This is a genomic window from Thermodesulfobacteriota bacterium, assembly GCA_040756475.1.
Classification (GTDB): domain Bacteria; phylum Desulfobacterota; class Deferrisomatia; order Deferrisomatales; family JACRMM01; genus JBFLZB01.
Window position 1 is genome coordinate 46662 of record JBFLZB010000003.1, and the last position, 23237, is coordinate 69898.

18 protein-coding genes and 3 tRNA genes are annotated in these 23237 nt (G+C 68.8%); 9 read left to right on the forward strand and 12 right to left on the reverse strand.

Features of this window, described 5'->3' with window-relative positions; all coding sequences use genetic code 11:
• Window positions 1-85: 85 nt before the first annotated feature.
• From gltA to hemG, 11 genes are all read right to left on the reverse strand, one after another.
• Entirely contained in the window at window positions 86-1486 is a 1401-nt protein-coding gene (gene gltA, locus AB1578_00945; GenBank protein MEW6486468.1) for an NADPH-dependent glutamate synthase, read from the reverse strand.
• A gap of 31 nt (window positions 1487-1517) precedes the next feature.
• Complete coding sequence (locus AB1578_00950; GenBank protein ID MEW6486469.1) at window positions 1518-2369, reverse strand: sulfide/dihydroorotate dehydrogenase-like FAD/NAD-binding protein; 852 nt, start codon at window positions 2367-2369, stop codon at window positions 1518-1520.
• A gap of 269 nt (window positions 2370-2638) precedes the next feature.
• Window positions 2639-3844 (reverse strand): tRNA guanosine(34) transglycosylase Tgt, encoded by a 1206-nt coding sequence (gene tgt / locus AB1578_00955; protein MEW6486470.1) that lies wholly within the window; start codon window positions 3842-3844, stop codon window positions 2639-2641.
• A 17-nt stretch (window positions 3845-3861) separates the two neighbouring features.
• A complete protein-coding gene (gene nifA, locus AB1578_00960) occupies window positions 3862-5454 on the reverse strand; it encodes a nif-specific transcriptional activator NifA (GenBank protein ID MEW6486471.1) in 1593 nt (530 codons plus the stop codon).
• A gap of 102 nt (window positions 5455-5556) precedes the next feature.
• Window positions 5557-6129, reverse strand: coding sequence for a response regulator (locus AB1578_00965; protein ID MEW6486472.1), 573 nt, complete (start codon window positions 6127-6129; stop codon window positions 5557-5559).
• Window positions 6129-8717: a DNA polymerase I gene (gene polA / locus AB1578_00970; GenBank protein ID MEW6486473.1), complete on the reverse strand. Its 2589-nt coding sequence runs from the start codon at window positions 8715-8717 to the stop codon at window positions 6129-6131. Before polA ends, AB1578_00965 begins: the two co-directional genes overlap by 1 nt.
• Window positions 8718-8721: 4 nt before the next feature.
• Window positions 8722-9129: a DUF2914 domain-containing protein gene (locus AB1578_00975; GenBank protein ID MEW6486474.1), complete on the reverse strand. Its 408-nt coding sequence runs from the start codon at window positions 9127-9129 to the stop codon at window positions 8722-8724.
• A 142-nt stretch (window positions 9130-9271) separates the two neighbouring features.
• Complete coding sequence (gene hemB, locus AB1578_00980) at window positions 9272-10246, reverse strand: porphobilinogen synthase (GenBank protein MEW6486475.1); 975 nt, start codon at window positions 10244-10246, stop codon at window positions 9272-9274.
• 166 nt (window positions 10247-10412) lie between these two features.
• Window positions 10413-10736 carry a 4Fe-4S dicluster domain-containing protein gene (locus AB1578_00985; protein MEW6486476.1) on the reverse strand — a complete coding sequence of 108 codons (324 nt, stop codon included), beginning with the start codon at window positions 10734-10736 and terminating at the stop codon, window positions 10413-10415.
• A 10-nt stretch (window positions 10737-10746) separates the two neighbouring features.
• Window positions 10747-12123 (reverse strand): FAD-dependent oxidoreductase, encoded by a 1377-nt coding sequence (locus AB1578_00990; GenBank protein MEW6486477.1) that lies wholly within the window; start codon window positions 12121-12123, stop codon window positions 10747-10749.
• A complete protein-coding gene (hemG, locus tag AB1578_00995) occupies window positions 12120-13559 on the reverse strand; it encodes a protoporphyrinogen oxidase (GenBank protein MEW6486478.1) in 1440 nt (479 codons plus the stop codon). Before hemG ends, AB1578_00990 begins: the two co-directional genes overlap by 4 nt.
• A gap of 396 nt (window positions 13560-13955) precedes the next feature.
• On the opposite strand from hemG, the gene AB1578_01000 reads away from it, so the two are divergent.
• The 9 genes from AB1578_01000 (at window position 13956) to AB1578_01040 (ending at window position 21315) form a co-directional block, all read left to right on the forward strand.
• Window positions 13956-14648, forward strand: coding sequence for a PAS domain-containing protein (locus AB1578_01000; protein MEW6486479.1), 693 nt, complete (start codon window positions 13956-13958; stop codon window positions 14646-14648).
• A gap of 206 nt (window positions 14649-14854) precedes the next feature.
• A tRNA-Leu gene (locus tag AB1578_01005) sits at window positions 14855-14939 on the forward strand.
• 160 nt (window positions 14940-15099) lie between these two features.
• Entirely contained in the window at window positions 15100-16413 is a 1314-nt protein-coding gene (tig, locus tag AB1578_01010; GenBank protein MEW6486480.1) for a trigger factor, read from the forward strand.
• Window positions 16410-17042 carry an ATP-dependent Clp endopeptidase proteolytic subunit ClpP gene (clpP, locus tag AB1578_01015; GenBank protein MEW6486481.1) on the forward strand — a complete coding sequence of 211 codons (633 nt, stop codon included), beginning with the start codon at window positions 16410-16412 and terminating at the stop codon, window positions 17040-17042. The genes tig and clpP overlap by 4 nt, the downstream gene beginning before the upstream one ends.
• Complete coding sequence (clpX, locus tag AB1578_01020) at window positions 17039-18298, forward strand: ATP-dependent Clp protease ATP-binding subunit ClpX (protein MEW6486482.1); 1260 nt, start codon at window positions 17039-17041, stop codon at window positions 18296-18298. The genes clpP and clpX overlap by 4 nt, the downstream gene beginning before the upstream one ends.
• A gap of 18 nt (window positions 18299-18316) precedes the next feature.
• Window positions 18317-20779 (forward strand): endopeptidase La, encoded by a 2463-nt coding sequence (gene lon / locus AB1578_01025; protein ID MEW6486483.1) that lies wholly within the window; start codon window positions 18317-18319, stop codon window positions 20777-20779.
• Between the two features lie 77 nt (window positions 20780-20856).
• Window positions 20857-21126 carry an HU family DNA-binding protein gene (locus AB1578_01030; protein MEW6486484.1) on the forward strand — a complete coding sequence of 90 codons (270 nt, stop codon included), beginning with the start codon at window positions 20857-20859 and terminating at the stop codon, window positions 21124-21126.
• A gap of 15 nt (window positions 21127-21141) precedes the next feature.
• Window positions 21142-21217 (forward strand) — tRNA-Val (locus AB1578_01035).
• A gap of 21 nt (window positions 21218-21238) precedes the next feature.
• A tRNA-Asp gene (locus AB1578_01040) sits at window positions 21239-21315 on the forward strand.
• A gap of 160 nt (window positions 21316-21475) precedes the next feature.
• On the opposite strand, the gene AB1578_01045 is transcribed toward AB1578_01040, so the two are convergent.
• Window positions 21476-22807: a pyridoxal phosphate-dependent aminotransferase gene (locus AB1578_01045; protein ID MEW6486485.1), complete on the reverse strand. Its 1332-nt coding sequence runs from the start codon at window positions 22805-22807 to the stop codon at window positions 21476-21478.
• Window positions 22808-23237 lie beyond the last annotated feature (430 nt).

The following is a 23237-nucleotide window of genomic DNA, read 5'->3' on the forward strand; positions in this document are numbered from 1 at the left end:
GTAGTGTCCGTCTTCGATTTCGATTTCGATCTCGATCTCTGGCATACAGGGCGGGGGGAGCCCCGGCCTGCGCGCGAAGTCCCGGCTACTCCCCCATGAGGTAGGCGTGGATGGCGTCGGCGGCGGTGCGGCCGGCGCCCATGGCGAGGATGACCGTGGCGGCGCCGGTCACGACGTCGCCCCCCGCATAGACGCCGGGCATGGTGGTGGCGCCGGTGGCCTCGTCCACGATGACCGTGCCCCACTTGCTCACCTGGATCTGGGGCGTGGTGCTGGGGATGAGGGGATTGGGGGAGTTGCCGATGGCCACGACCACCGTATCCACCTCGAGGACGAACTCCGAGCCCTTCATCTCCCGGGGCTTGCGCCGGCCCGACTCGTCGGGCTCCCCGAGCTCCATGCGCAGGCACTCCATCCCCCGCACCCAGCCGCCCTCCCCGGGAAGGATGCGCACCGGGTTGGTGAGGAGCTGGAGGTCGACCCCCTCCTCCTCGGCGTGGTGGATCTCCTCGGCCCGGGCCGGCATCTCGTCGCGCCCCCGGCGGTACACGATGATCGAGGCCTCGGCCCCGAGGCGAAGCGCGGTGCGCGCCGCGTCCATGGCCACGTTGCCGCCCCCCAGCACCGCCACGCGCCGGCCCCGGAGGATGGGGGTGTCGTACTCGGGAAAGAGGTAGGCCTTCATGAGGTTGGAGCGGGTCAGGTACTCGTTGGCCGAGTACACGCCGTTCAAGTTCTCCCCGGGGATCCCCATGAAGCGCGGCAGGCCCGCCCCCGAGCCCACGAAGACCGCGTCGAAGCCGTCCTCTTCGAAGAGCTCCTGCACGGTGCGGGTCTTGCCGATCACCGCGTTCACCTCGATCTTCACCCCGAGCCGGGTGAGGAAGTCCACCTCTGCCTGGACGATGGCCTTGGGGAGACGGAACTCGGGGATGCCGTAGACGAGCACCCCCCCGGGCTTGTGGAGCGCCTCGAAGACGGTGACCTCGTGGCCCTTGCGGATGAGGTCCCCCGCCACCGTGAGTCCCGCGGGCCCGGAGCCGATCACCGCGACCTTCTTGCCGGTGCGGGGCGCGAGCTCCGGGAGCGCCGGGTCGCCCTGGGTGCGCTCCCAGTCCGCGGCAAAGCGCTCCAGGCGCCCGATGGCCACGGGCTGGTCCTTCTTGCCCACCACGCAGTAGATCTCGCACTGGCTCTCCTGCGGGCAGACCCGGCCGCACACCGCCGGAAGACTGTTCTTTTCCTTGAGGACCTCTGCGGCCCGCCGGAAGTTGCCCTCGCCGATCTGGGCGATGAAGTCGGGGATGAAGACTTGGACCGGACACCCCTGGCGGCACGCGGGCTTCTTGCACTGGAGGCACCGAGACGCTTCCCGGATGGCCATCTCAGGGGTATAGCCCAGGGGCACTTCGTCGAAGTTGCGGGCGCGGACCTGGGGCTCTTGCTCGGGCATGGAAACCCGGGGGATGCGCTCCTTCTTGGCCATCGGGATGAACCTCCGGGATGGGGGCCTGGGGTCAGGAACAGCGGTGGGCGTGGCCTTCGTGGAAGACCTGCATGGCCCGCTTCTCGTCGTCCAGGTAGATGCGCAGGCGCTGGGTCAGCTCGTCGAAGTCCACCTGGTGGCCGTCGAACTCGGGGCCGTCCACGCAGGCGAACTTGGTCTCGCCACCCACGCTCACACGGCACGCCCCGCACATGCCGGTGGCGTCCACCATGATGGGGTTCAGGCTCACCTCGGTCGGCACTGCGTACTCCCGGGTCACCTTGCAGCAGGCCCGCATCATGGGGACAGGACCGATGGCCATGACGAGGGAGACCCTGTCCTTTCCCTCGCGCTCGATCACCTGGCGCAGCACGTCGGTGACGAAACCGTGGTGGCCGTAGGAGCCGTCGTCGGTGGCCACCAGGAGCTCGTCGCTCGCCCGGCGCATCTCGTCCTCCAGGATGAGGAGCTCCTGGGTGCGCGCCCCGATGATCGAGACAACCCGGTTGCCGGCGTCTCGCAGGGCGCGGGCGATGGGGTGGACGGGCGCCACGCCGATGCCGCCCCCGACGCACACCGTCACCCCCGGAAACTTCTCGATGTGGGTGGGGCGCCCCAGGGGCCCGGCCAGGTCCAGGAGGCGGCTGCCCACCGGCAGCTCGCCGAGCTCGGTGGTGGTCTTCCCCACCGCCTGGAAGACCAGGGTGAGGGTGCCCGCCTCGGGATCCTTGTCGGCCACGGTGAGGGGGATGCGTTCCCCCTTCTCGTGGATGCGCAGCATGACGAAGTTGCCCGCCCTGTGCTTCCGGGCGACCTCGGGCGCCCGCAGCACGAGCCGGTAGACCGTGGGGGCGAGGGTCTGGTTCTCCAGGATCTCGAACAACGCGTCTCCTCCTTTTGTCGGCAGCCGCCGGAGCATATGCCGCCGGGCCGCCGGCCTGTCAAGGAAACCAACCTCGAGAGCTCACCACCAAGACACCGGGACACGAAGGGAATCGGACTTGCGGCGTGGACGAAGACCGTTCGCGGCGCGGGCGGAGCGCCCTCCACACCCCCTGTGGATAGCCTGTGGACGGCCCTGTGGATACCCCCGTCCTCCCCAGCGCCGGCGCGGCCCGGCCGTGGAGTGCACAGACTTTCATCATGGCATAACTACTCGTCATCACTCATGTTTTCAAAATGTGCCCGTCCCTTCGCCACCTTGCGGCCGCCGGGAACCCCCCGACCGCTCCGGGAGGAATCCGGGCCCTCCGAATCCCCGAAATACGACCCGTAGAACTCCCGCTTGAACTCCCCGAACCGGTCCTGGAGGATCGCCTCCCGGGCCCGGGCCGTGAGGCTCACGTAGAAGTGGATGTTGTGCACCGAGGCCAGGGTCTTGCCCAGGGGCTCGTCCACCGTGAAGAGGTGATGGAGGTAGGCCCGGGAGAACCGGGCGCAGGTGGGGCACGCGCAGGCGGTATCGATGGGGTAGCGGTCCTTGCGGTACTCCTTGCGGTGGATGCGCAGCTTGCCCGTGCTCGTGAAGAGGGTTCCCCCACGGGCGAGCTTGGTGGGGATGATGCAGTCGAAGAGGTCCATGCCGCGCTCGATGGCCTCCAGGATGTCCTCCGGCCGCCCCACTCCCATCAGATACCGCGGCTTCTGCGGCGGCAGAAACGGCTCGGAGCACTCCACCGCCCGCTTCATGAGCTCGTGGCCTTCTCCCACGCTCACACCCCCCACGGCGTAGCCGGGCAGGTCGAGCTCCGCCAGGGCACGGGCGCAGCGCTCGCGCAGGTCGGGAAACACCGAGCCCTGCACGATCCCGAAGAGGGCCTGCTCGCCGGGCCGGGCATGGGCCGCCACGCAGCGGCGGGCCCAGCGCAGGGTGCGCTCCACCGACTGGGCGGCGTAGGCGTGCTCGGCGGGGTAGGGAATGCACTCGTCGAAGGCCATGACGATGTCGGCGCCCAGGTCGTTCTGGGCCCGGGTGGCCTCCTCCGGACCGAGAAAGGTGGGGCTGCCGCCCTTCTCGAAGGCGAAGCGCACCCCCTCTTCGGAAATCACGCGCCCCGGGAGGCTGAAGACCTGGAACCCCCCGGAATCCGTGAGGATCGGGCCGGACCACCCCATGAAGCCGTGAAGACCGCCGCAGCGCTTCACCACGGCCGTGCCCGGCTGGAGGAAGAGGTGGTAAGTGTTGGCAAGCACGATGCGGGCGCCCGCCTGGCCCACGAGCTCGGGGTGGACGGTCTTCAGGGCGGCCTGGGTGCCCACGGGCATGAAGATCGGCGTCTCCACCTCGCCGCGAAGGGTCGAGAGGACCCCGGCGCGCGCCCGGGTGCGGGCGTCGGCGTGGACCAGGCGAAACGCCACAGGGGAGTTGGTATCGCTCACGGCTCTTCGGGCCTCCCGAGTTTGGCGTAGAGGGTGTTTCGGTTGATCCCCAGGAGCCGCGCGGCCTGGAGCCGGACCCCCTGGGCCCGGGCCAGGGCCTGCCCCAGGAGCACCCGCTCCACCCGCTCCACCACGGCGCGGTAGACGCCCTCGGGCGGGGGCGCCTCGAAGAGCTCCCCCGCGAGCCGCGCCACCGCCGATTCCAGATCTCCCGATGCCGCGGGCGCTTGCGCCGCAGCCGAGGACCCCTCGGCGAAGAAGAGCGGCAGATCTCGAGCGTCGATCGCGGGTCCCCGGGCCAGCACCACCGCCCGCTCCACCGCGTTCTCCAGCTCCCGCACGTTTCCGGGCCAGTCATACCGCACCAGGAGCTCGGCGGCCTCGGGAGTGAACCCCTCAAAGGATTTCTGGTTCTCCTCGGAAAACCGTTGGAGGAAGTGGTGGGCCAGGAGCGGCACGTCCTCCCGGCGTTCCCGGAGGGGGGGCAGGTGGATGGGGACCACGTTGAGGCGGTAGTAGAGGTCCTCGCGAAAGCGGCCCTCCCGCACCTCCCGCGCCAGGTCCCGGTTGGTAGCGGCGATCACCCGCACGTCGATGCGCCGGGTCTCGTGGCCCCCCAGCCGCTCGAGCTCCCGCTCCTGGAGCACCCGAAGGAGCTTTACCTGGAGCTCCAGCGGGATCTCTCCTATCTCGTCGAGGAAGATCGTACCCCCGTCGGCGAGCTCGAAGCGCCCGGTCTTGCGCGCCACCGCCCCGGTAAACGCGCCCCGCTCGTGCCCGAAGAGCTCGCTCTCCAGGAGCGTCGCAGGAAGGCTCGCGCACGAGAGCCGCACGAAGGGCTTCTGGGCCCGATCGGAGTTGAAGTGGATGGCCTTGGCCACGAGCTCCTTGCCCGTGCCGCTCTCCCCCGTGAGCAGCACGGTGGCACGGCTCTTGGCCACCAGGTGCACCTGCTCGTACACCGCAAGCATGAGCGGGCTCGTGCCCACCATGTTGTCCAGGCGGTAGGCCCCGTCCAGGGCCCGGCGCAGGCGCCGGTTCTCGTCGGCGAGCTCCGCCTTCTCCCGGCGCACCATCTGCTGGACCCGCACCGCCTGGGCCACCACTCCCGCAACGATGGACAGGAGCCGCAGGTCTTCTTCCAGATCCGCCTCTCCGGCCGAGAGGCGGTCTGCGCTCAACACCCCCACTGTGCGGTTGCCGACCTTGACCGGCACGCACAGAAAGGCCACCCGGGAGCGATCGAGGTCCGCCCGGGCCCCGGTGCGGTCGAGAAAGAGGGGCTCGGCGCCGATGCTCGGGACCAGCAGGGGTTCGCCGGTCTCGAGCACCCGCCCCATGACGCCTTCTCCCACCCGGTATCGCCCCCGCTGCTTCTCCGCCTGGGTCAAGCCGTGGGCCGCCTCGATGGCCAGCTCACCGCTCTCCGGGTCCACCAGCGCCAGGGTCCCCCGCTGCATGCCCAGCTCCTCCGCCAGGATCGAGAGCGTGGCTTCCACCACCTGGCGCAGGTCCAGGGACGCGGACACGGCCTGGCTCACCCGGTACAGGGCCCGAAGCTCGCGAAACGCCTTGGCTCTCTTGGACATGGGCTCCCGAACGGGCACACAGGGGGCGGGACGGCGCGATTATACGGAGCCCGCGCAAAAGCGGTCAACGCGACCTGGCCGCCCAGAATCCCGTACCCGCCCTCACACCCTGCGGACTCGGGGTGAGGAAGAGATGGCGACGAGCACCTCTTCCAGCCTGCGGTGCAGCGCCGCGCCGTCGGTGCCCTTGTTCAGGTAGAACGCCGGGGCCAGCTCGTCGAGCAGGGGGCGCAACGTGGGATCGAGGCGCCGGCCCGACAGGAAGAGCACTCCAGCGGGCGCAGCCCCGAAGCCCCTCTCCACGGCCCGCAGGGCCACGGCGGCGTGCAGACCGTTGAGACGGGGCATGAGGAGGTCCAAGATCGCCAAGGAGACGGGGCGCTTCTCGCACAGGGCGGCGGTGGCCTTCTCCACCGCCTCGGCACCGTCCCGGGCGGCAACGACCTCGCCCGCCAAGCGCCGGGAGCGCAGGGTCTCTTCCAGTGCCTTGAGAAAGAACGCGGAGTCGTCGGCCACCAGGACCCGGCGAAACCGCACCAGTCCCTCCCGGCCCGCGGACTTGGCCAGGGGCATCCCGCACTGGACGCAGCGAACCTCCCGGGTGCCGCTCTCCAGGTCCACGTCATAGGTCTCGACGCTCTCGCCACACGCCGCGCAGGCCGCTCGCTCACCCATCAGTGCGCCTCGTACCAGTTGCGCCCGGCGCCTGCCTCCACCACCAGCGGCACCCGCAGCGATCGCGCCCCCTCCATGGCCTCCACCACCCGGGTGCGGACGGCATCCACCTGGGGGGCCGCCACCTCGAAGACGAGCTCGTCGTGCACCTGCAAGATCAAGCGGGCATCGAGGCCCGCCTGCCCCAGTGCCCGGCTCGCCCCCACCATGGCCGTCTTGATCAGGTCCGCCGCGGTCCCCTGGAGGGGGGTATTGATCGCCATCCGCTCCCCGAACTCCCGCTGCGCGCGGTTTCGGGACGTGAGCTCGGGGATGGGGCGGCGCCGGCCGAAGAGCGTCTCGGCGTACCCCCGGGACCGTGCCCCCTCCACGAGCTCCGCGAGAAACGCCTGCACGGACGGGAACTGTCGGAAGTAGGCCTGGATCATCTTCCGGGCGGCCTCCCGGGTAATGCCGAGCTGACGGGCCAGGCCAAACGGGCTCATGCCGTAGAGGATGCCGAAGTTCACGGTCTTGGCTTCCCGGCGCATCCGGGCGTCCACCGCCGCGAGCGGCACGCTGAAGATCCGGCTCGCGGTCTCCGCGTGGACGTCGCGGCCTGCCCGGAAGACCTCGACCAGGGCCGGATCGCCGCTCAGGTGGGCCAAGATGCGAAGCTCCACCTGGGAGTAATCGGCCGAGAGGAGCCGGCAACCCTCCGCCGCCACGAAGGCCTCCCTGATGCGGCGCCCCTCTTCGCCCCGTACGGGGATGTTCTGGAGATTGGGGGTGCTCGAGCTCAGGCGCCCGGTGGCGGCCACCGTCTGGTGGAACCGGGCATGGATGCGGCCCGTGGCCGGATCGACGAGACCGGGCAGCACGTCGATGAAGGAGTTCTTGAGCTTCGAGAGGCTGCGGTGCTCCAGCACCACCCGGGGCAGGGGGTGGTCCAGGGCGAGCTCCTCCAGGACCGAGGCGTCGGTGGAGTAGCCCGTGGCGGTCTTCTTGCCCACCGGGAGCTTGAGCTTCTCGAAGAGGATCTCCCCGAGCTGGCGGGGGCTCTGGGGGTTGAACTCCTCGCCGGCCAGGGCGAAGAGCTTGCGCTCCAGCTCGGCGAGCCGCCCGGCGTACTCTCTACTGAGCTGCGCCAACGCCCTCGAGTCCACCCGTACACCGCGGGTCTCCATGCCCGCCAGCACGGGGATCAGGGGATTTTCGATCTCCCGATAGAGCGCTAGGAGCCCCGCCTCGGCAAGCTCCGCCTCCAGCCGCACAGCCAGCGCAAGGACCGTGGCCGCCCTGCCCGGGGTCCGCTCGGCGGGTTCGGGGGACGGACCCGCCCCTTCCCCAGCCAGGCCCCGCTCCCGGGCCAGGTCTTCCAGGGGGTAGGCCCGCCGGCCGGGAGAGAGCAGGTACGCCGCCACCTCCGTGTCGAGCCGGATCCCCTCGAGCGCCTCCCCCGCCCGCCCAAGCGCGACACAGGCCGCCTGGAGCCCGTGGCCCACTACCGGCACGGCCGGATCGGCGACCAGTCTCCCCCAGGGCTCCGGCAGCCCCCCGGGGCCCGGGGCCGGCACGGCCGCCTTCTCGGCTCCCCAGGCCAGCCCCCAGGGCTCGCCCGCCCCACCCGGGACCACCGCGACCCAGGCAACGGGTCGCCCGTGCCCCGGCCCTCCGGTCGCCGGCGTCGGTCCCACCGCGTTCCCCTCTGGGGGCGGCCGAGGGGGCTGCTCCGCAGCCACCTCTCCAGGGGAACTTTCCCCCTCCAGGCCCAGGTCGCGCAGGAAGCGGTGGAACTCCAGTTCCCGCAGGAGCGCCGCGAGACGCGGGCGGTCCTGGGACCCGGGGCGCAGACCCTCCGGTTGGACCTCCAGGGGCACCGCGGTGTCGATGGTCACCAGGGGCCGGTTCTCGAGGGCGCGCTGCCCGTGCTCCCGCAGGGCCTCGCCTCGCTTGCCCCGGATTTCCGACGCCCGTGCCACGATCTCCTCGAGGCTTCCGTACTCCTCGAGGAGCTTCGCGGCGGTCTTGGGCCCGATGCCGGGTACACCCGGGATGTTGTCCACCGCGTCCCCCGTGAGGGCCAGCACGTCCACCACCCGGTCGGGACCCACCCCAAACTTCTCCGCCACCTCCCCGGGACCGGTCACCTTGTCGCGCATGGTATCCAGCAGCCGGATGCGGGGCCCCACGAGCTGGCAGAAGTCCTTGTCCCCCGTGACCAGCGTCACCTCCTTCCCGGCATCGGCCAGGCGGCGGGCCAGGGTGCCGAGCACGTCGTCGGCCTCCACTCCCGGCACGGTGAGCACCGGTATGCCCAGGGCGGCCAGGGCCCTGTGGACGTAGGGGATCTGGATCAGCAGGTCGTCCGGGGTCGCCTCGCGATTGGCCTTGTACTCGGGGAACAGGGCGTGGCGCGCCGTGGGCCCAGGGGGGTCGAAGACCACGGCGAACCCCTCGGGCGCCTGCTCGCGCAATACCCGAAAGACCATGGAGAGGAAGCCGAAGACCACGTGGGTGGGGAGCCCCCCCGCGGTGCGAAACCCTTGAAGGGCGTGGTAGGCGCGGTAGAGGAGGTTGGTGCCGTCGATCAGGTAGTACCCCCCCACGGGCTCACTCCACTCGGCAGACGGCCGTGAGGAGCAGAGCCCCGGCCGCGTCGCGCACCTCCACCGTCCAGTCCCCCCGGTGCTCCGGCAGGACGGTCTTGGTGCTCCAGGTCCGCCACGTGGGACCCTGCACCGCCAGGGGAATCGAAGCCACCTCGCGGCCGTCGTAGATCCAGACGTGGCGCACCTCGGAGGCCCCCTGGACCCCCGCCACCTGGGTAAAAAAGGCCAGCGTTCCCACGTCGGCCGGAAAGACCTGGGCTTCCCCCACGGGCTCACGCGCCTCGATCCCCCGGGCGAAGGCGTGGCGGACCACCGAAATCTCCGCCCGCGCCGCTGCCGGGGCGAGCAGGCAGCCTAGAAGGAGGACGGCCGAGAGGAGCCCTCGGGCGGGACCACGTCTGCTCTTCATTGGGTTCCTCCTCCGCGGGCGGCGGCGGGCCGCCGGGGTTTGGTTCGATCCGTATCGGGATCGGGATCGGGATCCGTTTGGGTTCTGGATCGATACCGATACCGATAGCGATAGCGATCCCGATTCTAATCGGGGACCCGGGTCACCCCTGCAGGACCCTGGCGGCCTCGGGGGCGAAGTAGGTGAGGATCATGTCCGCACCCGCCCGTTTGATGGAGAGCAGGCTCTCCATCATGAGCCCCTTGCCGTCACCCCAGCCCAAGCGCTCCATGGCCTTCACCATGGCGTACTCCCCGCTCACGTTGTAGGCGGCGGTGGGCATGGCAAACGTGTCCTTGACCCGGCGGATGACGTCCAGGTACGGGAGCGCGGGTTTCACCATCACGATGTCGGCCCCCTCCGCCACGTCGAGCTCCACCTCTCGGATGGCCTCGTCGCCGTTGGCGGGGTCCATCTGGTAGGAGCGCCGGTCGCCGAACTGGGGCGGCGACTCGGCGGCGTCCCGGAAGGGCCCGTAAAAGGTGCTCGCAAACTTGGCCGCGTAGGCCATGATGGGGATCTGTCCGAAGCCCTCGGCATCGAGCGCGGCCCGCAGTGCCCCCACCCGGCCGTCCATCATGTCGGAGGGGGCGACCAGGTCGGCCCCCGCCCGGGCGTGGGAGACCGCTTCCCGGGCCAGGAGCTCCAGGGTGGGGTCGTTGGCCACGTCGCCCCCCTCGATGACCCCGCAGTGGCCGTGGTCGGTGTACTCGCACAGGCACACATCGGTCATGACGCAGAGCTCGGGCAGGGCGTCCTTGAGCGCGCGCACCGCCCGCTGCACGATCCCGTCGTCGGCCCAGGCGCCCGACCCCACGGCGTCCTTGTGGTCGGGAATGCCAAACAGGATCACCGAGGGCACCCCCAGCCCCCAGGCGGCCCGGGCCTCCCGTACCGCCTCGTCCACCGAGAGCTGGAACTGCCCCGGCATGCTCCCGATGGGATTGCGGATGCCCGTGCCCTCCCGGACGAAGAGCGGGTAGATGAAGTCCGAAGGCGAGAGCGCCGTCTCCCGCACCATGCGGCGCAGGGTCTCGTTCTTGCGCAAGCGGCGCATGCGAAGGGTGGGGAACGTCATGGGAACCTCGTGGGAACCTCGTGGGTTGGGGGTTGCAGGTTGCGCGTTGGGGGTCGCGGGTTGTGGGTTGGGCCTGCGTGCCCACTCCGTCACTCGTCAGCACTCACTTTTCACTTCTCCCGCAGACTTTCTCCAACATGCAACGCGCCACACACAACGTGCCCATCTATCCATAGCGATAACAAATCCCCATCCCCCCCATGGGATAGCGCCAGGTGATGTTGGCGTGGGGGCAGACCAGGCGGCAGGTGCCGCACTCCAGGCAGTTCTCGAAGCGGATCGTGAGGCGCCCCTCCTCGTCGCTCCAGCGGTAGGTCTCGGCGGGGCAGGTGCGCACGCACTCCTTGCCCGCGCACCCTGGGCAGCGGGAGGGATCGGAGACGCCCAGGTGGGAGACCGCGTCGGGCCGGGTCTCGTCCGCGTAGAGGCGCTCTTCCACGGTCAGGGGCTTGCCCGACCCCCGGATGCCCCCCGGTTCCCCTCTCGTCACGTGCCGCTCCTCACCAGTTCTTCGCCAGGTATTCCAGGATCCGGTCGCTCTTCCCGTAGCCGAGCACCCGCAGGGCGTTTCGCAGCTGGAGCGCGGTGGCGGCAAAGGGGAGGATGCCCACCCGGCGCTGGAAGAGCTCCCAGAGCTCCCCGCCCCGCTCGGAGCGGGGACCGCCCCCCACCCGCAGCAGGCTCTCGGCGGCAGAGGACAGGGCCTCGGGCCAGCGGGCGAGCACGTGGGGGTTGCCCTCGAGGAAGCGGGGCCAGTCCCGGTAGTGCTCCATGTCCTTGAGGACGAAGCTGTCCTCCAGGTACCGCCGGTAGCAGGAGAGGGTCGAGGCGGTGAAGTCCCCCGCGGCGTGAGCTGCCAGAGCCGCCCTTCCCGCCATCACGCCGGAGGCCATGGCGTAGTTCGATCCCTCGTGGTGGGGCGAGGTGCTCACGAGCCCCGCCGCGTCCCCCGCCAGGAGGAGCCCGTCCTTGTAGAGGATCGGGAGGGCGTCGTATCCGGTCTCGGGGATGAGGTGCGCGCCATACTCCAGGAGCTCCGCCCCCTCCACCAGGGGGGCTACGGCCGGGTGGGCCTTGAACCGGTCCAGGAGCTCCACGGGGCTCGCCGCCTGCTGCGCCAGGTCGGACGCGTAGACCACCACCCCCACCGAGAGGCTTTCCCGGTTCGTGTAGACGAACCCCGAGCCCCGCAGCCCCCCCGTGGCCTCCCCCAGGTACTCCCATGCGCTTCCCTGGTCGCCCCGAACCCCAAACCGCTCCTCGATCTTCTCCCGGGGAAGGCCCAGCACCTCCTTCACGCCCAGGGCCGCACGCCGGCTCGAAAGGGGCGGCCGAAGCCCCTCCGCCTCGGCCAGGAGGGAGCTGGCACCGTCGGCGACGACCACCACGGGGGCCTTGAGCCGCCCGCCTTCGGCGGACTCCCCCTCGGGCATGCGGACCTCCACCCCCACCACCCGGCCGCTGTCGTCCTTGAGGGTGCGGTCCACCACGACCCCGCTCACCACCTCGACCCCTTCGGCCTCGGCCCGGGAGGCAAACCAGCGGTCGAAGCGCGCCCGCAGGACGGTAAAGCTGTGGTTGTGGGGAGCTCGGTCCCAGGCCGCGGTGCGAAACGAGAGGGCCGTTTCCGCCTCGCCCGTGAGGACCGAGAGCCCCTTCTTCGCCACGTGGCGCTCCAGGGGGGCTCCCTCGGTCTGGAAGTCGGGCACGAGCTCGGCGAGGACGTCGGTGTAGAGCACCCCGCCCATCAGGCTCTTCGCGCCCGGGTAGGGCCCACGCTCCAGGAGTCCCACCCTGAGGCCCCCCCGGGCCATGGTGAGGGCCGCGCTCACCCCTGCCGGGCCCGCGCCGATGACGATCGCGTCGAAGTCGCTCACCCCGAGACCCCTTCCCCGCCGGCCGCCGCCGCCGTGCCGGGGGCCGCCAGGAGATCCGCCACCCGGGGCCCCAGGGCCGTCCCGTGTGCGGTGCAGTCGTTGATGCCGATGCCGTAGTAGGCGTTGCCCCCGAGAAAGAGGCCTCCCAGGGCCGCCACCCGGCCCTCGATCTCCTGGAGGCGGGCCGCGTGCCCCACCACGTACTGGGGGATCGCCCGGGCCCAGCGCACCACCCTGGCGAAGCAGGGCTCGGCGCGAATGCCGAGCGTCCAGGCGAGCTCGTCCTTCACCACTGCCAGGAGGTCCTCGTCGGAGAGGTTCACCAGCTCGGGGTTTCGCGCCCCCCCCACGATCTGGGTGAGGAGCACGCGGCCCTCGGGGGCGCGCCCCGCGAAGATGGAGGAGCTCCACAACGACCCCAGGATGCGGCGGCCCTCGGCCGAGGGGATGAGGAACCCGAAGCCGTCCAGGGGATGGGCCACGTCCTCCCGGCGAAAGCCGGTGCACACCACCGCCGCGGGTACGTAGGGAACGGCGTAGAGGCGCTCCGCCAGGGCGGCGTCGTGCCCTCGCAGGAGTCTCGCGGCGTCGTAGGCGGGTGTGGCGAGTATCACCGCGTCGGCCCTCAACTCGCCGCCCGCCGTTCGCACCCTCCACCCGCCCCCGGGGTGCCGCTCCAGGGCCTCGGCTTCCGCGCCGGGGTGAAGCGACCCATCGGGCAGGCTCCGGGCGAGGGTCTCGATCAGCTCTCCCGCGCCCTCCTCCAGGCTCCAGAGCACGCCGCCGGGCCCCGCGCTCTGGGGACCCTGTACACCCATGGCCTTGGCCATCTTCTGCATGGCCAGCATGCCCTTCAGGAGCCCCCCGAACTGGGCCTCGATCTGGGCCACCTTGGGAAAGCAGCTCCGAAGGCTCATCACGTTGGGGTCGCCCGCGTAGATGCCCGCGCTCATGGGGTCGATGAGCTTCTCCAGGGCCTCGTCCCCCAGGCGCCGGCGCACGAACGCCGCCACCGTCTCGTCCTCCCGGGCGTCCCCCTGGGGAAGCAGGAACTCCGCCGCGAGCCGTAGCTTCCCCCGGATGGAGAGCAGGTCCGAGAGGAGGAAGCTCACCGGATCCTCGGGGAGCTGCTTGAGCTCACCCCCGGTGAAGACGAACCGCTTGCGGGCCTTGTCGTTGGACTTGAGAAGTCGCGCCTCCGCGCCCAGGCGCCGGACCAGGGCCAGGGTGGAGGGCTTGTTGTCGAGGAACCCGTTGGGACCGTGCTCGCACAGGAAACCCTCGTCCCGGGTCGAGCGGATCTTTCCCCCCAGGTGAGGGTCCCGCTCCAGCAAGGTGAGCTCCGGGGTCGGCCCGCGCCGCCCGGTCTCGTCGAGCACCGCGCGCGCCGCCGCGAGCCCCGAGAGCCCTCCTCCCACGATCACCACGCGTCTCATGTGCGCTCCGTCCTGGGCAACAGCGAGCGGCAAACATACGCGGCGCCCCCGCCCGGGTCAAGACGGCCTCACCGCCGACCGACGTCATCTCCGGCCCGCGGATGGGAGCCGGCGAGACCGTCAGCAGCCCCGCGGTCCGGGTCGCCGGCTCCCATCCCCCCCGGTTACGATTCGGAACCCGGTCCGGTACGCAGGGAGCGCTTCGGACGCGTTCTCGTCCTCCGGTGGGGAGCGGACGGGGCGAAGCGACGGGAGTGGGTGGTATGGAACCTGCATAGTCGGGGGCGTGCGGCATCTCGCCGGGGGAAGGCACGGAGGCCCTCTCAACCCTCGAAGTCCGCCCCACCGGGCACCGGCGCGGGACGTGCCGATGCCGGGAAGGAAGGGTCTGGATTCGTGGACGCGGCCAGAACCGGAACACGCGCACGCGCCAAGCGATGCAGCGAAACCGAGTCCTCGCCAGAGCGTGGTCCTGAATCCCTCGGCGCCATCCTTCGCGCCTGGACCGCCACCCTGGACGCGATCGAGGACTTCATCTCCGTCCACGACTGGGACTTCCGGATCGTGCGCGCCAACCGTGCCTTGGCGCGGCACCTGGGGTGCGAGCCGGCCCACCTGGTCGGCCAGCGCTGTCACTGGGTCTTCCACGGCACCGAGGAGCCCTGGCCCGGGTGCCCCCACGACAGGGCCCGCCGAACCGAGACCACCGCCACGGAGGAGATCCTCGATTCCTGCCTGGGCGTGCCCCTCCAGGTCCGGTGCTCGCCCTACTGCGACGAAGCCGGCCGGGCCGTGGGGACCGTCCACGTGGCGCGGGACATCACACAAGAGAGGCGGCGCGACGCCGAGCGCGAGGCCCTCATCGCCCGCCTCCAGGAGGCCCTCGCCCAGGCAAAGATCCTCGGAGGGCTCCTCCCGATTTGCTCCTCGTGCAAGAGGATTCGCGACGACCAGGGGTACTGGAACCAGATCGAGGCTTACATCGGGGAACGCTCCCACGCCGAGTTCACCCACGGCATCTGCCCCGAGTGCGCGCAGGAGCTCTACCCCCAGTGGGTCGGCCTGCGCAGGAGCCCCTCGCCCCGGTAAGGGCACCTCTCCCTTGCCAACCCGCCCTTCGAGGTTCGGTCCCAGCCTGGATCCGCCGCCTGGGTGGCGAGCGGGGTCCGGGAGTCCCTGCGCTCCGCCCCGAGGGACGACAGTCACCCCCTCCTGGAGGTGGCGCTGGCGGCCACACTTTGCCCTTTTCACAGGAGCGCCCGATGTTGTAGGGTGCGCAGTTCTTCTGAACCTTTGCGAGAGTGGCGGAACTGGCAGACGCACTGGACTTAGGATCCAGCGGGTTACACCGTGGGGGTTCGAGTCCCCCCTCTCGCACCATCTACATGCCATCCGGCGTGCGACCGGTTGGAGAGGAACCGCACGGCGGGACGCGCCGGCATCCGCTATTGTTCGCCGATCCCCTTTGCGATTCCGGCCGCGAGGGAGCGCCGAGCGGCACCGGCCCCAGCCCGTGACGAGAAGAGGAGACAGGGCACCCATGAAAGCCCAGGTAGAATCCATCAGCCCGGTCAAACGCAAACTGACCATCCAGGTACCCCCGGAGGACGTCTCCCGGGAAGAGCAATCCCTGCTGCGCGAGCTGCGCTCCCGGACGACGGTACCGGGTTTCCGCAAGGGAAAGGCGCCCCCGCAGGTGATTCGTCGCATGTACGGCGATCGGATTCGCTCCGACGTGCTGGAACGCCTCGTGGGAACGACCTTTCAGGATGCCGTGCGCCAGGAGAACCTGGTGCCGGTGTCCGACCCCGACATCGAGCTCCAGGACTATTCTCCCGACACGGGCATCGCCTACACCGTCGTCGTGGAGGTGCGACCCCAGGTCAAGGCCCGCGGATACACGGGGCTGCACCTAAAGAAGGAAAAGGTCGTCATCGCCGAACCCGAGGTGGAGGCCCGCCTCGAAGCCCTCCGCGCGCAGCGCACCACCTTCGAGCCCGCCCCCGAAGGGCACACCCTGGCCCGGGGGGACATGGTCGTGCTGGACTATCGGGGAACCATCGGCGGGGAGCCCTTCGAAGGAGGCCAGGCCCAGGACCGCACCATCGTCCTCGGCTCCGGCTCGCTCCTCCCCGGCTTCGAGGACGGGCTCCTCGGGGCGGCGGCGGGAGAAGAACGAGAGGTCGACGCAACCTTTCCCGACGACCACCCGGTCGCGACCCTGGCGGGCAAGTCGGCCCGCTTCGAGGTCACGATCAAAGACGTCAAGATCGCCCGCCTGCCCGAGGTCGACGAGGAGTTCGCCAAGGAGGTGGCAGGGGTCGCTTCGGCGGAGGAGCTGCGGGAGCGGGTGCGCGACGTCATTGCCTCGGAGAAGAGGCGCCGCGCGGAGGATGGCTTTCGAGACCGGGTCATCAATGCCCTCCTCGACGCCAACCCCTTCGAGGTCCCGGAGACGCTCGTGCGCAACCAGCAGGCCTTCAGCCTCGATCGGATGCGACGGGATCTGAGCAGCCGGGGCATGGACCCCGAGGCCCTGGGGATCGGCCGCGCCGAAGTGCAGGAAGTGCACCGGCGTGCCGCGGAGCACACGGTGCGCTGGGCGTTCCTGTTGCGGGCCATCGCCGAGGCCGAGGGCCTCACCGTCACCGACGAAGAAGTGGAAGAGCGCATTCGGGCGATCGCCCAAGCCGACGGCAGGCCATACGCGGCCGTGCACAAGTTCTTCGAGGAAGGCGACCGCCTCGACACCCTGCGCAGCCACCTCCTCGACGGCAAGGTCGTCGCCCACGTGGTGGCCGCTTCGACCGTGGACGAGGTGGTGGGCCTGGACCAGGAGGAGATCGCCCCATGAGCAGCCTCATTCCCTTCGTGGTCGAGAAGACCAGCCGGGGCGAGAGGTCCTACGACATCTACTCCCGCCTGCTCAAGGACCGGATCATCTTCCTCGGCTCGGCCATCGACGACAACGTGGCCAACGTGATCATCGCGCAGTTGCTCTTCCTGGAGTCCGAGGACCCCTCGGCCGACATCTACGTGTACGTGAACTCCCCCGGGGGGCTCGTCACCGCCGGCCTTGCGGTGTACGACACCATGCAGTACGTTCGCCCCGACGTGTGCACCATCTGCCTGGGCCAGGCTGCCAGCATGGGGGCCCTGCTCCTGGCGGCAGGCGCGAAGGGCAAGCGCTGGGCCCTGCCCCACTCGCGGATCATGATCCACCAGCCCCTGGGGGGGTTCCAGGGGCAGGCCACCGACATCGAGATCCACGCCCGCGAGATCCTGCGCCTGCGGCGTACCCTCAACGAGATCCTCGCCCGGCACAGCGGCAAGACGCTCGACACGATCTCGGTGGACACGGAACGCGACTTCTTTATGGATGGAGAGCAGGCGCGGGCCTATGGTATTATCGACAAGGTCATCGAGAAACACGTAAGGATTGAGGGCGGAAACGTCATCCGCCCGGGAGAAGTCGCGGGGTGAATTCGAGAAAGGGCAAGGGCAGCGGCCTATACTGCTCGTTCTGCGGCAAGGGCCAGGAAGAAGTCCGAAAGCTCATCGCGGGTCCCACGGCCTACATCTGCGACGAGTGCATCACTCTCTGCAACGACATCATCGCCGAGGAAGCCGCCCCCCCGTCCTCCCTCGACGACAGCCTGCCGGCGCCGCCGGACATCAAGACCTTCCTCGACGACTACGTCATCGGCCAGGAGCGCGCCAAGCGGATCCTCTCCGTAGCCGTCTACAACCACTACAAGCGCATCTATTCCCCGCCGCGCAACGCCGACGAGGTGGAGTTGGAGAAATCCAACATCCTGCTCATGGGCCCCACGGGGTGCGGCAAGACGCTGCTCGCCCAGAGCCTGGCGCGGGTGCTGCGCGTCCCCTTCGCGATGGCCGACGCCACGAGCCTTACCGAAGCCGGATACGTGGGCGAGGACGTGGAGAACATCATCCTGAGCCTTCTCCAGAACGCCGATTACGACGTGGAAAAGGCCCAGAAGGGCATCGTCTACATCGACGAGATCGACAAGATCGCCAAGAAGACCGAGGGCCCCAGCATCACCCGGGACGTGAGCGGCGAAGGGGTACAGCAGGCACTGCTGAAGATCCTGGAAGGCACCGTGGCCAGCGTGCCCCCCAAGGGAGGGCGCAAGCACCCCCAGCAGGACTACATCAAGGTCGACACGCGCAACATCCTGTTCGTCTGCGGCGGAGCCTTCGTGGGCCTCGAAGACATCGTGGAGCAGCGCCTGGGATCCAAGAGCATCGGCTTTGGGGCAGACGTGAAGAGCCGCAGGCAGAAGCGCGAAGAGGGCGTGCTCTCCCAGGCCCAGCCCCAGGACCTGATCCGCTTCGGCATGATTCCCGAGTTCGTGGGGCGCCTGCCCATTCACGCTGCCCTGGAGGAACTGGACGAGGCGGCCTTGGTGCGCATCCTCAAGGAGCCCAAGAACGCCCTCGTGAAGCAGTACCGCAAACTATTCGACATGGAAGGCGTCACCCTCTCCTTCACGGACGGCTCCCTCAAGGCGGTCGCCCGGGAGGCCTCGCGCCGCAACACCGGCGCTCGGGGCCTGCGGGCCATCCTCGAGTCCGTGATGCTCGACCTCATGTACGACATCCCCTCCCAGAAGAACGTGGAGGAGGTGATCGTCAACGAGGACGTCATCAACACCGGGGAGTCCCCCATCATTCTCTACAGCGGCCAGGATACCGGGCGCGTCGGCACCGGCTGAGGCCGGAGAAATACCCCCATGACCATCCGAAAGAGCGGTCCCGACCGGGTCCTGCCCCTCATTCCGCTACGCGACGTCGTCGTCTTCCCCCACATGGTCATTCCCCTGTTCGTGGGGCGCGACAAGTCCATTGCCGCCCTCGAAGAGGCCATGGCGGCAGACCGGGAGATCCTGCTCGCCTCCCAGAAGGAGGCGCGGGTCAACGAGCCCGGGGTCAACGACATCCACACGGTCGGCACCGTCGGGGCGATCATCCAACTCCTCAAGCTCCCCGACGGCACGGTGAAGGTCCTGGTGGAGGGGCGCGGCCGCGCCCGGCTCAAGAGCTACCTGGGCACGGAGCGGTACTTCCTGGTGCAGGCCGAGGAGATTCCCGAGGCCCCCGTAGGAAGCGCCGAGTGCCACGCCCTCATGCGCACCGTGGTGGACACCTTCGCCGAGTACGTCAAGCTCAACCGCAAGCTCCCCTCCGAGCTCGTGAGCTCCGCCCAGTCCATCGAGGAGCCTGGCCGCCTCGCGGATACCATCGCGTCGCACCTCTCCATCAAGACCGGGGTAAAGCAGGAGCTCCTGGAAATGCAAGACCCGGTCGGTCGCCTGGAAAAACTGCTCGAGCTCATCAAGGGAGAGATCGAGGTTCTGGAGATCGAGCAGAAGATCAAGCGCCGGGTCAAGAAGCAGATGGAGAAAACCCAGAAGGAGTACTACCTAAACGAACAGATGAAGGCGATCCAGAAGGAGCTCGGGGAGGGGGAAGACACACAGAACGAGATCCGGGAGCTGGCCAAGCGGGTCCAAGAAAAGGACATGCCAGACGACGTCAAGGAGAAGGCCCGCAAGGAGCTGCAAAAGCTCAAGATGATGTCGCCCATGTCGGCCGAAGCCACCGTGGTGCGCAACTACGTCGACTGGATCCTGGATCTTCCGTGGAACGAGGTCACCGAGGACAAGGTCCAGATTCCGGAGGCCCATCGCATCCTCGACGAGGACCACTGCGGGCTCAAGGAGGTCAAGGAGCGCATCCTCGAGTACCTGGCCGTCCTGAAGCTCGTGGGCACCACCAAGGCCCCGATCCTGTGCTTCGTGGGCCCCCCGGGCGTGGGAAAGACGAGCCTCGCCCGCTCCGTGGCCCGGGCCATCGGCAGGAACTTCGTGCGCCTCAGCCTCGGGGGCGTGCGCGACGAGGCACAGATCCGTGGGCACCGGCGCACCTATATCGGCTCCATGCCCGGAAAGATCCTCCAGAGCCTGAAGAAGGCCAAGAGCTCCAACCCCGTCTTTCTCCTGGACGAGGTGGACAAGATGAGCATGGACTTCCGGGGCGATCCCTCCTCGGCCCTCCTGGAAGTGCTCGACCCCGAGCAAAACGACACGTTCAACGATCACTACCTCGACCTGGACTACGACCTGAGCCGGGTGCTCTTCATCACCACCGCCAACTACCTCCCCAACATCCCGCCGCCGCTTCGCGACCGGATGGAGGTCATCCAGATCGCGGGCTACACCGAGATCGAGAAGCTCGCCATCGCCAAAGAGCACCTGGTGAAGAAGGAGCTCAAGGCCAACGGCCTCGAAGGGGCCGACGTGCGCTTCACCGACGCGGCCCTGCTGGAGGTGATCCATCGCTACACCCGGGAGGCCGGAGTCCGAAATCTCGAGCGGATGATCGCCAGCATCTGCCGCAAGGTGGCCAAGGCCGTGGTCGCGGCGGAGGGGCAGGACGTGGGCCCCTTCCGGGTCACGCCGTCGGTCGTGCACAAACATCTCAAGGCCCCGAAGTACAAATACGGCATCAAGGAAGAGAAGAGCGAGGTCGGATACGCGACCGGTCTGGCCTGGACGGAGGTCGGAGGCGAGCTCCTCGGCATCGAGGTCGTGCTCCTTCCGGGCAAGGGAAACCTTACCATCACGGGCAAACTGGGCGACGTGATGATGGAGTCCGCCCGAGCCGCCGTCTCCTACGTGCGTAGCCGCGCCCACCGCCTGGGACTGGAACGCGACTTCTACCAGAAGATCGACATCCACATCCACGTGCCCGAAGGCGCCATCCCCAAGGACGGCCCCTCCGCCGGCATCACCATGGCCACGTGCCTCACCTCGGCCCTCACCGGGATTCCGGTGCGCAAGGACGTGGCCATGACCGGCGAGGTGACGCTACGGGGCAAGGTGCTCGCCATCGGCGGCCTCAAGGAGAAGCTCCTAGCCGCCCATCGGGGGCACATCGGCACGGTCATCCTCCCCAAGGACAACGAGAAGGACGTGCCCGACCTGGATCTTCCCCGCTCCATCTCCAAGGAGATTCGGATCGTCTACGTCGAACACATGGACCAGGTGGTGGGGGCCGCCCTGGAGACCGAAGATCCTCAGGAGATTCTCTCGGGAGGCCCCCGGGCATCCCGGACCGTCGAGGAGATCCTGGGGATCCTGCCGGCTGCTCCGGCGCCTACCCCCCACGGGGCCGACGCGTCGCAAATCCAGTAGAAAAGAGCCTTGACAGCCTTCGGGCCCGGTTGCTATAAGACGGCCTCACTCTGCGACCCGATTCAAGGAGGGATACCGTGACAAAGGCGGAACTCATCGAGGTCATGGCGGCCCGGGCCAACACCTCCAAGGCTGCCGCCAAGCGGTTCCTGGGAGCCTTCACCGACGCCGTTTCCGACGCCCTGAAGAAGGGCGACAAGGTGACCCTCGTGGGGTTCGGGACTTTCAGCGTCACGGAGCGCAAGGCCCGCAAGGGACGCAATCCCCAGACGGGCAAAGAGATCAAGATCGCCGCCAGCAAGGCGCCGAAGTTCAAGGCGGGCAAAGGCCTCAAGGACAGGGTCTAGGCCCCAGCCCACTTTGGGCGGATAGCTCAGCTGGAAGAGCGCCGGCCTTACAAGCCGGAGGTCGCAGGTTCGAGCCCTGTTCCGCCTACCAAGAAAGCGAGAAGCCCTTTGCGGGGGCGTAGTTCAGTCGGTTAGAACGCCGGCCTGTCACGTCGGAGGTCGCGAGTTCGAGTCTCGTCGCTCCCGCCATTCTTGAAAGGCCCCCCGGATGCGTCCGGGGGGCCTTTCTCTTTGAGGCCTGAGGGGCAAAGGGCAAAGAGGCCCGGCACCGGGGAGCCGCTCGCAGCGCTCCCCGTAGGGCGGTCCCTTCGAGTCCCAGTCGGCCAGTACCTCGGCCGAGGCGCCCCTGCTACCCTACCGCCCGGACCCGCGCCCCGGCGGACCCCAGGTACTCGGAGATCTTGGCCGCCAGGTTGCGGAAGACGCGGGTGAAGACCTCCCGGTCGGGCTCGAGCAGGGTGATGCGAAACCCGAGTTCCTGGGTGCAGAAGGACGACAGGGGGACCACGCAGATGCCCGCGGAGGCGAGCAGGTAGTAGACGAAGCGCTTGTCGAGGGGCGTGCCCGGGGGCGCCACCAGCTTCTCCACCAGAGCCCGGACCTCCGGATTGGCCACGGGGAGGGTCTGGTGCTCCGTCAGCACCCCTCCTTCGAACGTCACCGCCATGTAGAAGGCGCCGTTGGTCCGGTTGACCTTGAGCCCCGGCACCTCCCGCAGGATCTCGTAGGCGAGGTTGGAGTACTCCTCGTAGCGCCGCTTGCGCTCTTCCAGATAGGAAGGGTAGGCGGGGTGGCTCAGGATGGGAGGAATAGCCTTCTGGGGAAGGGTCGTGGAGCACACCTCCACCATCTTCGAGTCCACGATGCTCTGCACGTAGCGGCGGAAGACGGGGTCCCGGTCTGCATTGTAGACCTCGATCCAGCCGCACCGCGCTCCCGGCCAGGGAAGTTCCTTGCTGATTCCCTTCATCGCGATGGCGGGCACATCGCCGATGAGGTCCGAGATCGGCCGGGTCTTCTGCCCGTTGTACACGATGTTGTTGTAGATCTCGTCGCAGATCACGAAGAGGTCGTACTCCCGGGCCAGGGCGATCATCTCCCGCAGGATCCCCTCCGGATACACCGCGCCCGTGGGGTTGTCGGGGTTGATGATCAGGAGCCCCGAAATCGACGGGTTGTACCGGATGGAGAGACGCAGGTCGTCGAGATCGGGGTACCAGTGATTGTCCGGATCCAGCAGGTACGACACCGGGGGCTGTCCCGCGTGGGCGGCTTCGCCGGAGGAGTGGGTGGAGTAGGTGGGCGAGGGACCGATGACCCTCGCCTCGTGCCGCAGCAGCCCGTACACCTTCTGGATGGCGTCCCCGAGCCCGTTGAAGAAGATGATGTCGTCGGCCGTGATCTGGATGCCGCCCCGGGCGTTGGTGCGGTTCGCGAGAAAGCGCCGCGTCTCCAAGAGCCCCTTGGTGGGGCAGTAGGCGTAAGAGCAATCCTGCATGGCGAGGTCCGCCACGATCTCCTTCATCCAGAGCGGAATCTGCTCTCCCTTGGTAACGGGATCCCCGATGTTCTCCATGTTCACCGAGACCCCGAGGCGCTGGAGCTTCTCGGCGATCTCCACGATCGCCCGGATCTCGTAGGTGAGCTCGCCCGCACCGATGTGCACGATGTTGTTGCGCATGTCGTTTCTCCCGAGAGCCGACCGCCGCGTCGCAGCGGCAGAGTTTCGTCCAAGTCCAGAAACAGCGAAAGGCCATGGGCTGCTCGCCCATGGCCTCTATGTTCGTCCGGTCGGGGGACTGTCTTTATCTCCCTCCCGCGAGGCGACGAGCGGCACGAACCCGCAGAGCGGCAGCCGCGGCTGCCGCGCCCGTAGCTCGAGCAGATCGAGTCGCCCCGTGAAACCGGCAAGGGTGTTCCATCGAGTCCCATCCTCCGCTCGTGCTTCGTACCACGGGGCGGCGGCCGGTGTCAACGCCGACACGCCGACACGCCAGGGCGATCGCGCATAAAACTCAGCTGGTACGCGGTCGTATGGCATAGTGCTTGCTGCAAGGGGGGCGTGTCATCGGCTCGCTAGAGCCGACCGGGCTATCTAGTGGGCAACCGCT